At 69.7% G+C, this 13,186-nt stretch carries 10 protein-coding genes; 9 read left to right on the top strand and 1 reads right to left on the bottom strand.

The features are described from left to right. The first annotated feature begins 50 nt into the window (after positions 1-50). From CK206_RS09685 to CK206_RS09655, 7 genes are all read left to right on the top strand, one after another. Positions 51-1,565 carry a hypothetical protein gene (locus CK206_RS09685; protein WP_096906261.1) on the top strand — a complete coding sequence of 505 codons (1,515 nt, stop codon included), beginning with the start codon at positions 51-53 and terminating at the stop codon, positions 1,563-1,565. A gap of 263 nt (positions 1,566-1,828) precedes the next feature. Continuing rightward, positions 1,829-6,430, top strand: a complete 4,602-nt coding sequence (gene gltB / locus CK206_RS09680; protein WP_067714933.1) for a glutamate synthase large subunit — start codon at positions 1,829-1,831, stop codon at positions 6,428-6,430. Further along, positions 6,423-7,895 carry a glutamate synthase subunit beta gene (locus CK206_RS09675; RefSeq protein WP_067714930.1) on the top strand — a complete coding sequence of 491 codons (1,473 nt, stop codon included), beginning with the start codon at positions 6,423-6,425 and terminating at the stop codon, positions 7,893-7,895. Before gltB ends, CK206_RS09675 begins: the two co-directional genes overlap by 8 nt. 88 nt (positions 7,896-7,983) lie before the next feature. After that, the gene (locus tag CK206_RS09670) at positions 7,984-8,352 is read left to right on the top strand and encodes a hypothetical protein (RefSeq protein WP_096906260.1); all 369 of its coding nucleotides are present in this window, start codon (positions 7,984-7,986) and stop codon (positions 8,350-8,352) included. A 25-nt stretch (positions 8,353-8,377) separates the two neighbouring features. Further along, the gene (locus CK206_RS09665; RefSeq protein ID WP_227022113.1) at positions 8,378-8,677 is read left to right on the top strand and encodes an RNA-binding S4 domain-containing protein; all 300 of its coding nucleotides are present in this window, start codon (positions 8,378-8,380) and stop codon (positions 8,675-8,677) included. Further along, positions 8,677-9,231 (top strand): hypothetical protein, encoded by a 555-nt coding sequence (locus CK206_RS09660; protein WP_096906259.1) that lies wholly within the window; start codon positions 8,677-8,679, stop codon positions 9,229-9,231. Before CK206_RS09665 ends, CK206_RS09660 begins: the two co-directional genes overlap by 1 nt. Positions 9,232-9,342: 111 nt before the next feature. Then, complete coding sequence (locus CK206_RS09655) at positions 9,343-9,705, top strand: hypothetical protein (protein ID WP_096906258.1); 363 nt, start codon at positions 9,343-9,345, stop codon at positions 9,703-9,705. A 64-nt stretch (positions 9,706-9,769) separates the two neighbouring features. On the opposite strand, the gene rraA is transcribed toward CK206_RS09655, so the two are convergent. Further along, a complete protein-coding gene (gene rraA, locus CK206_RS09650) occupies positions 9,770-10,252 on the bottom strand; it encodes a ribonuclease E activity regulator RraA (protein WP_067714919.1) in 483 nt (160 codons plus the stop codon). Positions 10,253-10,385: 133 nt separating this feature from the next. Here rraA and CK206_RS09645 point away from each other — a divergent pair, with 133 nt between their 5' ends. Next, positions 10,386-11,552, top strand: coding sequence for an amidohydrolase family protein (locus tag CK206_RS09645; protein WP_069389254.1), 1,167 nt, complete (start codon positions 10,386-10,388; stop codon positions 11,550-11,552). Beyond that, positions 11,549-13,066 (top strand): phospholipase D-like domain-containing protein, encoded by a 1,518-nt coding sequence (locus tag CK206_RS09640; RefSeq protein ID WP_096906257.1) that lies wholly within the window; start codon positions 11,549-11,551, stop codon positions 13,064-13,066. The genes CK206_RS09645 and CK206_RS09640 overlap by 4 nt, the downstream gene beginning before the upstream one ends. The last annotated feature ends 120 nt before the right edge of the window (positions 13,067-13,186 follow it).

The raw sequence follows: 13,186 nt of genomic DNA, 5'->3' as shown, positions 1-13,186 counted from the left end.
TCCGCTGCATCCTCCGGCAGAAGCAAGGGACACCGAGAGAAGGATCGACTATGTCTTCGAAACGCGCACGACATCTGAGGGCGGCGGCGCTCACCAGCGCAGCGCTGCTCGCTGCCGCCGGTTCGCCGGCGATCGCAGGTGCCCAGACCGGGTCGCTCAACGGCGAGCTCGGTCTGAACCTCGAACTGCTGCTCGGTTCGGCCGGGTCGGGTGAGGGCGGATCGCTCGACGGAGGCATACCGAGCGGCTCGCTGGATCCCGGCTCGCTGGAGCCGCTGTCCGCCGGTTCCGATACCGGCTCGGATGATCTCTCGGGGCCCGGTTCGCTGGACCCCGGCTCCGTGCCGTCGGGGTCGTCCCCGGACACCGGATCGCTCAACCCGGGATCGCTCGACCCCGGTTCGCTGGACCCCGGCTCCCTGGACCCAGCCTCGCTGCAGCCGTTGTCCGCGGGGTCCGATGCCGGGTCGGATGACGTGGGCTCTGACGAAGGGTCGCTGGAGGAGGGGTCCCTGGATGCGGGTTCCCTGGCGCCGTTGTCGGCGGGCTCGGATGCCGGCTCGGACGACGGGTCGTTGGACCCCGGTTCCGCCGAGGGCGGATCGCTCGTGGCCGTGACTCTGCTCCTGGCGCTCGGATCGTCCGGTTCCGAGGCGGGTGATGGCTCGCTGGCGCCGCTGTCAGCCGGTTCTGAGGGCGGGTCGGATGATCTGGGTTCGGGTGACGGGTCGTTGGAGGGGTCGCTGGATGCGGGTTCGCTCGCGCCGTTGTCGGCCGGTTCTGAGGGCGGGTCGGACAACGAGCCCGGGGAGGGGTCGGTCGACCTCGGTTCACTCGCGCCCGGGTCCCTTGCTCTGGGCTCCCTGCCTCTCGCATCGGTGGGAGGATCGCTGGGGCCGTTGTCGGCGGGTTCCGGTGGCGGGTCGGATGACATGGGTTCGGAGGACGGGTCGGTGGAGGGGTCCCTGGCGCCGTTGTCGTCCGGTTCTGATGCCGGTTCGGGCAACGGGACGGGGGAGGGTTCGCTCGACGGGTCGTTGGAGGGCTCCCTCGACGGGGGTTCCCTCGCACCGTTGTCGGCCGGGTCCGATGAAGGGTCGCTGGAGGAAGGCTCGTCTGAGGGCTCCCTGCCGATGGGATCTCTCGAACCGGGATCGGCCACCGGCTCCCTCGCTCCCCTCGGGTCCCTCACGGCGTCGCTGGCCCCACTCGGGTCCGCAGGATCGGCTGCGGGGTCACTGCCGCTGCTGCTGCCTGTCGCGCTCATCGGCGGTTCCGTGGCTGCTGCACCGATGATCCTGCAGGTGGGCGCGGACATGGGGATCGCGCTTCCGCCGCTGCCGGGCCTCCCCGCTCCGGTCGCGGCAGCGCCGGCGGTCGCCGCGCCGCCGGTTGCGCCCGGGCCCTCGACGCCCAACGGGCGTGGAGGCGAACCGGGTGTCGCCGGAGTCGGAGGCGCCGCGGTGGGCGTCAATGCCGCCATCGTGATGACCGGCTCGCTGGGTGACTACGAAGTGGCGCTGCCGGACGGTGTCACGTTGCCACCAATGCCGTTCATTCGGTGAGTTATCTGAGAGAAGGCCCGCCCCGGGAGCATTCGCCCGGGGCGGGCCTTCCGCCATCTCGGGAGGGCGTGAGGCGCGTACCCTGAGAGAAATCTCACAAGGTGGACTCAGCTTCCCATGTCAGGGGCCACAGTTTGACTTTCCCGATTTGTGTGCTGCGCCCCTTCTGCCCATATTATTTCCGAGCCAGAGCACTTCGGTCCTCTGAGTACGGGTGCTCCAGACACCACGGAGTCCGCCCGTCGACAAGCGAAGGCGAATACATGATGACGACTCCCGGCCCCAAGAGCCTGTACCGCCCTGAATACGAACACGACTCGTGTGGCGTCGCGTTCGTTGTGGATATGTACGGACGCAAGTCCCGGGACATCGTCGAGAAGGCGATCGCCGCACTGGTGAACCTCGAGCACCGCGGCGCCGTTGGCGCCGAGGCCAACACCGGTGACGGCACGGGCTTGTTGATCCAGGTACCGGACTTGTTCCTCCGCGAAGTGATGCGTGAGGAGCAGAACGTAGAACTGCCTGAGGCCGGTGCATATGCCACCGGCCTTTGTTTTCTCCCCCAGTCCCGCATGCTCGCGATGGACGCCATGCGGATGGTGGAGCGGATCGCCGCCGAACAGGGCGTGTCCGTGATCGGGTGGCGTGAGGTACCGGTCGACGACTCCACGGTCGGCGCGATCTCACGCGACGCGCAGCCCAGCATCCACCAGATCTTCGTCAAGGCCGCCGGCCCCGGAGGGGCGCTGCTCACCGAGCTGGACCTCGAGCGCAAGTGCTTCGTCGTGCGCAAGCGCTGCGAGCACGAGCTGGGCTCCAAGGGGCCGGGCAAGGGTGACCTCGGCTCGGAGACCGTGTACTTCCCGTCCCTGAGCCCTCGCACCTTCGTCTACAAGGGCATGCTCACCGAGAAGCAGCTCCCGGAGTTCTACCTGGATCTCCAGGACGAGCGTGTGGAGTCCGCCCTGGGCATCGTCCACTCCCGCTTCTCCACCAACACGTTCCCGGCATGGCCGCTGGCCCACCCCTTCCGCTACGTCGCCCACAACGGTGAGATCAACACCGCCCGCGGTAACGAGAACTGGATGCGGGCCCGCGAGTCACTCATGTCCAGCGAGCACATCGAGGACCTGTCGGCGGCACTGCCCATCTGCACCCCGGGCGGCTCCGACACCGCGCGCTTCGACGAGGCGCTGGAACTGTTGACGCTGGCAGGGCGCACCCTGCCCCACGCCGTGCTGATGATGGTCCCCGAGGCGTGGGAGCGCCACGAGACGATGGACCCGGCCAAGCGGACGTTCTACGAGTACCACGCCTCCCTCATGGAGGCATGGGACGGACCGGCGTCGATCACGTTCACCGACGGCACCGTGATCGGCGCCGTGCTCGACCGCAACGGTCTGCGCCCGTCCCGGATCTGGGTCACCGACGACGGGCTCGTCGTCATGGCCTCCGAGGTCGGCGTCCTCGACATCCCCCAGGACAAGGTCGTCACCAAGACCCGCCTGCGCCCGGGCCGGATGTTTCTGGTCGATACCGCCCAGGGGCGGATCATCGACGACGAGGAGATCAAGACCGAGCTGGCCGCCGAGCACCCGTACCAGCAGTGGCTCGACGAGGGCATGGTCCGACTCGGGGATCTCCCGCAGGTCGACCACCCGTACATGCCGCACGAGCGTGTCGTGCTGAGGCAGCGGGTCTTCGGATTCACCGAGGAGGAGCTCCGGATCCTCGTCTCGCCGATGGCCGGGGCGGGTGCGGAGGCGATCGGATCGATGGGCACCGACACGCCGCTGCCGGTCCTGTCGGAGCGCTCACGGATGCTGTTCGACTACTTCGCGCAGCGCTTCGCCCAGGTCACCAACCCGCCGCTGGACGCGATCCGCGAGGAGCTCGTCACCAGCTACGGTGTGACGCTCGGCCCCGAGGGCGATCTCATCCACCCGGGCCCGGAGTCGTGCCGCCAGATCCGCCTGGACAACCCGATCCTCGGCAACGACGAGCTGTCGACGCTGATGGCGGCCGGCGAGACCCGTCCCGGTCTGCGATCGGTGGTCGTCCGCGGCCTGTACAACGTCGCTCACGGCGGCCGCGGCCTGCGCATCGCCCTGGAACGGATCCGTCGCGAGATCTCCCACGCCATCGAGGATGGTGCCACGATCATCGTGCTGTCGGATCGTGAGTCGGATGAGCGCAACGCGCCGATTCCGTCGCTGCTCCTCACCTCGGCCGTGCACCACCACCTCGTCCGCGAGAAGACCCGTACCCGGGTCAGCCTCGTGGTCGAATCCGGAGACGCCCGCGAGGTCCACCACATGGCGGTCCTCTTTGGGTACGGCGCCGAGGCGATCAACCCGTACATGGCGTTCGAGTCCATCGACGAGCTCGTCAAGACCGGTCACCTCACCGGGGTGGACACCCCCGCGGCCTGCGCCAATTACCGCAAGGCCGCCGCGAAGGGCGTGCTCAAGGTGATGTCCAAGATGGGCATCTCGACCCTGGCCTCGTACACGGGTGCGCAGCTCTTCGACATCACGGGGCTCTCGCAGGAGTTGTGCGACGAGTACTTCACCGGCTCGATCAGCCCCATCGACGGCATCGGGCTCGACGAGATCGCCGAGGACGTGGCCCGTCGCCACCGCTTCGCGTTCCTGCCGCGGCCGGAGGAGGCCGCGCACCGCGAGCTCGAGATCGGCGGGGAGTACCAGTGGCGCCGGGAAGGCGAGTACCACCTGTTCAACCCGGACACGGTGTTCAAGCTCCAGCACTCCACGCGCTCCGGTCGCTACGAGATCTTCAAGGAGTACACCCAGCTCGTCGACGACCAGTCGGAACGTCTGGCCACCCTCCGCGGCCTGTTCGAGCTGAAGGGGACCCGTCCCCCGGTGCCGATCGAGGAGGTCGAGCCCGTCTCGGAGATCGTCAAGCGGTTCTCCACGGGCGCGATGAGCTACGGCTCCATCTCGGCCGAGGCCCACGAGACGCTGGCGATCGCCATGAACCGTCTCCACGCCCGGTCCAACTCGGGCGAGGGCGGCGAGTCGATCGACCGCTTCAGCCCCGACCCCAACGGTGACTGGCGCCGGTCGGCCATCAAGCAGGTGGCCTCAGGCCGGTTCGGTGTGACCAGCAACTACCTGGCCAACTGCACCGATATCCAGATCAAGATGGCCCAGGGCGCCAAGCCGGGCGAGGGCGGCCAGCTCCCGCCGGGGAAGGTCTACCCGTGGGTCGCCGAGGTTCGTGGCTCGACCCCGGGCGTCGGGCTGATCTCGCCGCCGCCGCACCACGACATCTACTCGATCGAGGACCTGGCGCAGCTCATCTACGATCTGAAGAACGCCAACCCCGAGGCCCGGATCCACGTCAAGCTCGTGGCCGAGCAGGGTGTGGGCACCGTCGCGACGGGTGTGTCCAAGACGCACGCCGACGTGGTGCTCATCTCCGGCCACGACGGTGGCACCGGCGCGTCTCCGCTGACCTCGCTCAAGCATGCGGGCGGCCCGTGGGAGCTGGGTCTCGCCGAGACCCAGCAGACCCTGCTGGTCAACGGCCTGCGGGATCGGATCGTCGTCCAGGTCGACGGGCAGCTCAAGACCGGGCGCGACGTCATCGTCGCGGCGCTGCTCGGCGGCGAGGAGTTCGGATTCGCGACGGCTCCGCTCGTCGTGGCCGGCTGCGTGATGATGCGCGTGTGCCATCTCGACACCTGCCCCGTCGGTGTCGCCACCCAGAACCCGATCCTGCGCGAGCGGTTCAACGGCAAGGCCGAGTACGTGGTGAACTTCATGGAGTTCATCGCCGAGGAGGTGCGCGAGTACCTCGCCGAGCTCGGGTTCCGTTCGCTGGACGAGGCGATCGGACACTCCGAATGCCTCGACAAGTCGCGGGCGTTCGCCCACAACAAGCGGGTCGCCAAGCTCGACCTGGCGCCGATCTTCGCCCAGGCGGAGTCCCCGTTCATGCACCAGGACCTGCGGAACACCAAGTCGCAGGACCACAAGCTCGAGGGCGTCATCGACCGCCGGCTCATCGAGGACAGCCGCTCCGTGATCGCTGATCCCGCGACGGGGCCGTTCGCGGGCAGCTACCCGATCTGCAACGTGAACCGCTCGGTGGGCACCATGCTCAGCCACGAGATCTCCAAGGCGCACGGTGGTGCCGGGCTCCCGGAGGGATCGATCGACCTGAGCTTCACGGGGTCCGCCGGCAACTCGCTCGGGGCGTTCCTCGCCTCCGGCGTGACCGTGCGGGTGTTCGGTGACGCCAACGACTACGTGGGCAAGGGACTGTCCGGGGGACGCATCGTCGTCCGCCCGGCGGAGGACGCCGCCCCCGATTTCGCGGCCGAGAACAACATCATCGCCGGCAACGTGATCTGCTACGGCGCCACCGCCGGCGAGGTATTCCTCCGCGGCATCGTGGGCGAGCGCTTCTGCGTGCGCAACTCGGGCGTCACCGCGGTGGTGGAGGGCGTGGGCGACCACGCCTGTGAGTACATGACGGGTGGACGCGTCGTCGTGCTGGGGGAGACGGGACGCAACGTCGCGGCCGGCATGTCCGGTGGCGTCGCCTACTTCTACGACCCGCAGGGCGTCCTGCCCGAGAACCTCAACGTGGAGCTCGTCGACACCGACGAGCTGACCAGCGAGGACGTGGAATTCCTCCGCGGCATCGTGGAGCGGCACGTGGAGGAGACCGATTCGGCCCGGGGCCGGGAGATCCTCGGTGGTTGGGCCCAGAACGTGAATCATTTCGCCAAGGTCATGCCGCGCGACTACAAGCGCGTGCTGCTGGCCATCGAGCAGGCGGAGAAGGACGGACGCAACGTGGACGAGGCGATCATGGAGGCCGCAAATGGCTGACCCGAAGGGCTTTCTCAAGCACACAGAGCGGGAGCTGCCCGAACGCCGCCCCGTCGACCTGCGCATCATGGACTGGAAGGAGGTCTACGAGTCGACGACCCTCCCGGAGGATCACCTGAAGACCCAGGCCTCCCGCTGCATGAGCTGCGGTGTGCCGTTCTGCCACCAGGGGTGTCCGCTGGGCAACATCATTCCCGAGTGGAATGACCTGGTGCACCGCGGGAAGTGGGACGCGGCGGTCGACCGTCTGCACGCGACCAACAACTTCCCTGAGTTCACCGGCCGGCTCTGCCCCGCGCCGTGTGAGGGCTCCTGCGTCCTGGGGATCAACCAGCCGCCCGTGACGATCAAGCAGATCGAGGTGGAGATCGCCGAGGCCGCGTGGGCCGACGGCGGCATGGCACCGGTGATCCCGTCGTTCCGTACGGGGCAGACCGTCGCGGTCGTGGGTTCGGGCCCGGCGGGTCTGGCCGCCGCGCAGCAGCTCACGCGCGCCGGACACTCCGTCACGGTGTTCGAGCGTGATGACCGCATCGGTGGACTCATGCGCTACGGGATCCCCGAGTTCAAGATGGAGAAGGCGGTCCTCGACCGGCGTCTCGCGCAGATGGAGGCCGAGGGAACGGTCTTCCGTTCCGGGGTCAACGTCGGCGAGGACATCACGGCGTCGCAGCTGCGGGAGCAGTTCGACGCGGTGGTGCTGAGCGGCGGCGCCACCATGAGGCGGGACCTGCCCGTGCCCGGCCGTGAGCTGGAGGGCATCCATCAGGCCATGGACTACCTGCCCCTGGCCAACAAGGCCGCGGTCGGCGACCCGGTGGTGGATGCCGACGGGTTGCCCGCCATCCACGCGCGGGACAAGCACGTCATCATCATCGGTGGCGGCGACACCGGCGCGGACTGCCTCGGCACGGCGACCCGTCAGGGGGCCAGGTCGGTCAAGAGTTTCGAGATCATGCCCCGCCCGCCGGCGACGCGTGCGGCCTCGACCCCGTGGCCGATGTACCCGCTGATGTTCCGCACGGCCTCCGCCCACGAGGAGAACGGTGAGCGCGTCTACGGCGTGTCCACCGCCGAGTTCGTGGGGGAGAACGGGCACGTCACCGCCCTCAAGGGTTCCGAGGTGAGGATGGTGGACGGGCGCTTCGAGCCCGTTCCCGGTACGGACTTCGAGTACCCGGCGGATCTGGTGCTGTTGGCGATGGGCTTCACGGGTGCCCAGAAGGCCGGACTCTGTTCCGACCTGGGGGTGGACTTCACCGACCGCGGAAACGTGGACCGTGACGGCACCTACGCGACCAATGTCGACGGCGTGTTCGTGGCCGGCGACATGGGCCGCGGGCAGTCGCTCATCGTGTGGGCCATCGCGGAGGGGCGCGCCGCCGCCGCCTCGGTGGATCGCTTCCTCATGGGGGAGACGGCGCTGCCGGAGCCGGTCCGACCGACGGACGTGGCACAGCGCTGAGATCCGCCGTGGCGCCTGACCTTAATGGAACCTAAGATCAGGTCTATTCTGATATCAGGCCGCCCGGCCTTCGTCTCGGAAGGCATCCATGGTCCGCCGTCGCCCCGCCAGCATGATCGCCGCGCTCTGCGCTGCGGTCGTCCTGGGCGGGGCGCCAGTGGCCCCGGCCCAGCTGCCGGGACCGGGCGCCCAGCTCCCGGGACCGGGCGGCCGGGCCGTGGTGACGGACCTGCCCGTGCTGAGCGAGTTGCCACCACTGCCGTCCAGGGGCGAGTCCCCCGACGTGGACGAGCAGGAGGTCGACGACGCCTCGGGCATGTCGGGCGTGCAGATCATCGCGCTGGCGTTGGCCGCTGCGGCACTGGTGGCCGGCGGGACGGGGCTGGCCCTGGTGACGCGACGCGGCCGCGGGGACCTGCCCGGCGATCAGCCCGCGAGGACGGGTCCGCTCGCGTGACGGCGCGCCCGATAGGCTCGGGCGTATGAGCCGCCACATCGCAGGACGAGGACGGACCGGCCGGGTGACACCCCCGCCGGCCGGTCCACCCGTCGACGACGTCGAATGCGACCTGAGCAGCAAGCTGACGCTGGGGCAGTTCCTCAAGCTGGCATCACTGCTCGATTCGGGTGCCGAGGCCAAGGACGCGGTCACCTCCGGCGCCGTGAGCGTCAACGACGAGGTGGACACCCGTCGCGGTCGCGGTCTGGTCGACGGCGACGTGGTGGAGATCGGGGGCCGCGCAGCCCGGGTGGTCGCGCGCGACGGACGGGGAGAGGCCTGATGGCGGACGAGACGCGGCGGACGATCCAGGCTCCGGTCGTGTTGCACGATGATGACCCCGGCGCCAGGCGCTACGCCACCTGGCTCGCCGAGGAATTCGACACCCGGGCCACCCATCACGACTCCGTGGACCCGGCCGAACTCGTCGTCGCCGGGACGGTCGTCCTCGTCACCGGGATGCGGGCGGCTGGCGGGCTGGGTGGTTCGGCGTTCATCCGCGACAACTGGGAGGCGCTCGTCGAGGCCGGGCGCCGGGTCGCGGTCGTCATGGTGGGCCCGACCCCGGTCACCGATGACGCCCGGATCGAGCTCATGTCGAGTGAGTTCTCGGGCGATCAGCTCCGCGATCTCAAGCTCTTCCAGTTGCGGGGCGTGGTCACCCCGGACCAGCTGGGATTCCGGCAGCGGCTGGGCGTGAAGACCGCTCTCGCGGCGCTGCGTCGCAAATCCGAGCGCACCCCGGAGGAGGAGTCCATGCTCGAGTTGGGTGGGCTGGACCTCACCGACCGGGTCTCACTCGGGCCTCTGCTGCGCTGGATCCGCCGCGAGGCCTGATCGACCGAGCAGGCCGGGACGCCGCGTCGCGCGCCGCCCGGGTGTGACCCCCGATACCATCTCCCGGGTGAGACCCCGCCGTGGGGCGGGGCGACGACCCGGAGGATCCCGATGCGCACGACCACCCTCGCCGCGACCGTCTCGGCACTCGCCGCCACCGCGCTGCTGACCGGAGCCGGAACGGCGGTGGCAGACGAGCCGGACGAGTCCGCGGATATGGGAACGATTCGCAGCGTGCTCCTCGCTCCCAACGTGGGGGAGGCGCTCGGCAGCATCGGCTACGGGTCGCTCGGGACCGGCTCGCTGATGGACCTGCTCACCGGGCTCATCAACGCCGGTTCGGTCATCCTGTCGGTGGAGCTGCCCAACGCGACGGGCTCCTACGCGCCCGGGTCCCTGGGCAGCTACGGTCCCGAGGCCTCGATCGGCGACGTGCTCACCATCCCGGTCGCGAGCCTCGGGGGAGCCTCCTGAGCGACCCCGCCCGCGGGCACACCCCGCAGGCGCTCGGGCGGGTGCGACGAACGACCCGGTCGGGTCAGCGCACCACGATCCCGTCGGAGTCGGCGTAGAGCGTGTCACCGGGGACGAAGTCGACCCCGCCGAAGCTCACGGTCACGTCGCGTTCGCCGTCGCCGGTCTTGCTGGACTTGCGCGGGTTCGTGCCCAGGGCCTTGCATCCGAAGTCCATGCCGCCCACGACCGCCGAGTCTCGGATGGCGCCGTTGACCACGACCCCGGCCCAGCCGTTGGAACGGCCGAGCTCGGCGATGAGGTCTCCCACCAGCGCGGTGTGGAGGCTGCCACCGCCGTCGATCACCAGGACCCGGCCCTCGCCGGGCTCGCCGAGCACACTCTTGAGCAGCGCGTTGTCCTGGAAGCACCGGACGGTCGAGACGGGGCCGAAGAACTCCGTCCGGCCACCGAGGTCGCGGAACTGGGTGTCACAGCTGCGGACGTCCTCGCCGATCTCGTCGACGAGGTCTGCGGTGTGGACGAATCCGGCGGGGGTGTCGGTCATGCGGGGCCTCCTGGGGCGTGGTCTGGTCATGGCAACGCTATCCGGCCGCGCTCCCGCGGGGGAGCCCGCCGTGGGGGACAATGTCGGGTGAAGGGTGCCCCGCCATCGTCCGAGAACCCGGAAGGAGCCACCCGTGGCCCAGTACGAACTCCTGATCCACGCCCGGCGCGCGGTCATCGACGATCGCATCCAACAGGCGGCGGTCACGGTGGACGGGGGAGTGATCTCGTCGGTGCGGACGGGGTCGGAGGCGCGGGACATCGGTCTGGCGGGCGACCACACGATCGCGCTCGGTGATGACGTGGTCCTCATGCCGGGACTCGTCGACCCGCACGTCAGTACCGAGGACGTCGCGGTGGGCACGCGTTCGGCGGCTCAGGGCGGGATCACCTCGGTGATCGACTACGGAACCGACGGCGACCCGGTCGCGATCACCCCCGAGGACGTGGACCGCTGGAGACAGGACGTGACCGGCGAGTCCACGGTGGACGTCGGCCTGTGGGGCGCGGCGGTTCCGGGGAATCTCGGCGGGCTCGGGACGTTGCTGGATCGTGGCGTGTTCGGGGTGTCGGCGGTGGCCGCCGGCAAGGGTGTCGCCGGTGCGCCGACCCTGGATTCCGCACAGGTGGTGGCGGCCGCCGAGGAGGTCGCGGAGGCCGGCGGGCTGTTCGCGGTGGACGCCGGGGTGGACGATCTGCCCGGGCTTCTCGAGGTCTGCCGGCGCACGGGTGGCCGGCTGCACGTCCGGGCGGTGTCCGACCACGAGGAACTGCCCCTGCTGCGCGAAGCCAGGGCGGACGGACTGGCCGTGACCGCCTCGACCAGCCCGCACATGCTTGCGCTGGTCTCCGAGGTCACCCACGGCGGCGCTGCGGTCGCGCGGCTCGACCCGCCGATCCGGGACGCCGCCAACCGCGAGTTGCTGTGGGAGGCGTTGCGCGACGGCACGATCGACGCCGTGGCCTCGGCCCGGCTCGGGTTGTCGGTCGTGTGGACCGAGGCCCGTCGCCGGGGATTCGATCTCGCCGACGTCGCCGGGTGGATGGCCACGCGCACCGCCGGGGTCGTGGGCCTGCGGGACCGCGGTGAGATCCGGGTCGGCCTGCGCGCGGACCTCGCCGCGGTCGCCGACGACGACGCGTTCGTCGTCCTGCCCGGGACCCGTGAGCTGGGCTCTGCGGACTCGGTGTACGCCCAGCGTGCCCTGGCGGGCGTGGTGCGGTGGACGATGCGGGGCGGAACGGTGATCGACCCCCGTGCCCTCGCCCTCGGGACTGTCCTGACCCGACAGACGAAGTGAACCCCACAGTGGTGGGTCTCGACCTGTCCTTCCCGGCAGGGGTCACCTCGGGCCTGCTCATCACCGAGTACGTCATCAAGATCCTCGCGCTGGGGATGGTCCCCGAGAACCGGCAGCCGTCGTCGTCGCAGGCGTGGCTGCTCGCCATCCTCTTCATCCCGGTGGTGGGGGTGCCGTTGTTCCTCCTGCTGGGCAATCCCTACATCACCGGGCGACGGCACCTCATCCAGGCCGAGGCGAACCATCTCTATGCCAGGGCGCTCGAGAAGCGGCCCACCGTTCCCGACGGAGTGCGCGTGGGGCCCGGGGTGCGGACCATCCTGGAGATGAACCGGACCCTCACCGCGATCCCCGCCATGTCCGGGGACTTCATCGGCCTGCATTCGGACTACACGCGGTCGTTGGCGGCGATGACCGAGGCGGTCCGTGCCGCCCGGGACCACGTGCACATCGAGTTCTACGCGCAGTCGTGGGACTCCGAAACCGACGAGTTGTTCACCGCCGCGGTCGAGGCCGCCGATCGGGGGGTCGTGGTCCGGGTGCTGGTCGACCACCTCGGGTCACTGCGCTACCGGGGGTTCACGAAGCTCCGGAAGCGGCTGCGGCGGACCCCGGTGGAGTTCCACCTGATGCTGCCGGTGAACCCGTTCCGCGGCCGGTTCAGGCGGCCGGACCTACGCAATCACCGCAAGATGCTCATCGTGGACGGGGTGCACGGGTTCATCGGGTCGCAGAACCTCATCGAGCGCCACTACGGCAGTTCACGCAACGCCCGGCTCGGCCGCGAGTGGGTCGATCTGATGATGGAGGTCCGCGGGGAGATCGTCCAGGCGATGGACAGCGTGTTCGCCGTGGACTGGTATTCCGAGTCCGGCGAGGTGATCGGCACGCTGGAGGACGTGGCGCAGGGCGCACCACTGGCGCCCGGACGCAAGGGCGGGGATCCCACGGCGGGCGACCCGGTGAGCGCGTTCCAGCTGGTCCCGTCCGGCCCGGGGTACAGGACGCAGCCCGGGCTGCGGATGTTCACCCAGCTCATCGGCCAGGCACGGAAGCGGGTGCGGATCGTCAGCCCGTACTTCGTGCCGGACGACGCTCTCCTGCACTCCATCACGTCGGCGTCGTTCCGCGGGGTGGGGGTGGAGTTGTTCGTCCCCGAACACGCCGACCAGTTCCTCGTCCACCACGCCCAGCGGTCCTACTACCGCGCGCTGCTCGAGGCCGGGGTGGTGATCCACCGCTTCCGCTCCCCGGCGGTCCTGCACACCAAGACGGTGCTGATCGACGACTACGCCGGGATCGTGGGCTCGAGCAACATGGACCAGCGCTCGTTCAACCTCAACTTCGAGATCAGTCTGCTGGCCCTGGGCGGCGAGGCGGTCGCGGAGCTCAACGACGTGGTGGACTCCTACCTCGAGGACTGCACCACGTTGGGCATCGAGACGTGGATGAGCCGCCCGTGGCCGGGGCGGTACGTCGACAACGTCGCACGTCTCACCTCAGCGCTGCAGTAGGCCGGGTCCGGCGGCGGATCGGGTCCGGCCGGACAGCCGGCGCTACGGGCGGGCGGCACCGCAGTAGTACGCTCAGCGTGCGCGGGTCGCACAGGCCCGCCCCTGCGACGAGAGGCTGTG

This window comes from Dietzia sp. WMMA184 (genome assembly GCF_002441635.1).
Taxonomy (GTDB): Bacteria; Actinomycetota; Actinomycetes; order Mycobacteriales; family Mycobacteriaceae; genus Dietzia; species Dietzia kunjamensis.
Note: the sequence above shows the minus strand (reverse complement) of the source record. Positions and strands in the feature narration are given on the sequence as shown.

What these genes read in the sequence shown, in the direction of transcription:
- CK206_RS09685 (WP_096906261.1), top strand. Translation starts at nt 51, where the DNA reads ATGTCTTCGAAACGCGCACGACATCTGAGGGCGGCGGCGCTCACCAGC.
- gltB (WP_067714933.1), top strand. Translation starts at nt 1,829, where the DNA reads ATGATGACGACTCCCGGCCCCAAGAGCCTGTACCGCCCTGAATACGAA.
- CK206_RS09675 (WP_067714930.1), top strand. Translation starts at nt 6,423, where the DNA reads ATGGCTGACCCGAAGGGCTTTCTCAAGCACACAGAGCGGGAGCTGCCC.
- CK206_RS09670 (WP_096906260.1), top strand. Translation starts at nt 7,984, where the DNA reads ATGGTCCGCCGTCGCCCCGCCAGCATGATCGCCGCGCTCTGCGCTGCG.
- CK206_RS09665 (WP_227022113.1), top strand. Translation starts at nt 8,378, where the DNA reads ATGAGCCGCCACATCGCAGGACGAGGACGGACCGGCCGGGTGACACCC.
- CK206_RS09660 (WP_096906259.1), top strand. Translation starts at nt 8,677, where the DNA reads ATGGCGGACGAGACGCGGCGGACGATCCAGGCTCCGGTCGTGTTGCAC.
- CK206_RS09655 (WP_096906258.1), top strand. Translation starts at nt 9,343, where the DNA reads ATGCGCACGACCACCCTCGCCGCGACCGTCTCGGCACTCGCCGCCACC.
- rraA (WP_067714919.1), bottom strand. Translation starts at nt 10,252, where the DNA reads ATGACCGACACCCCCGCCGGATTCGTCCACACCGCAGACCTCGTCGAC.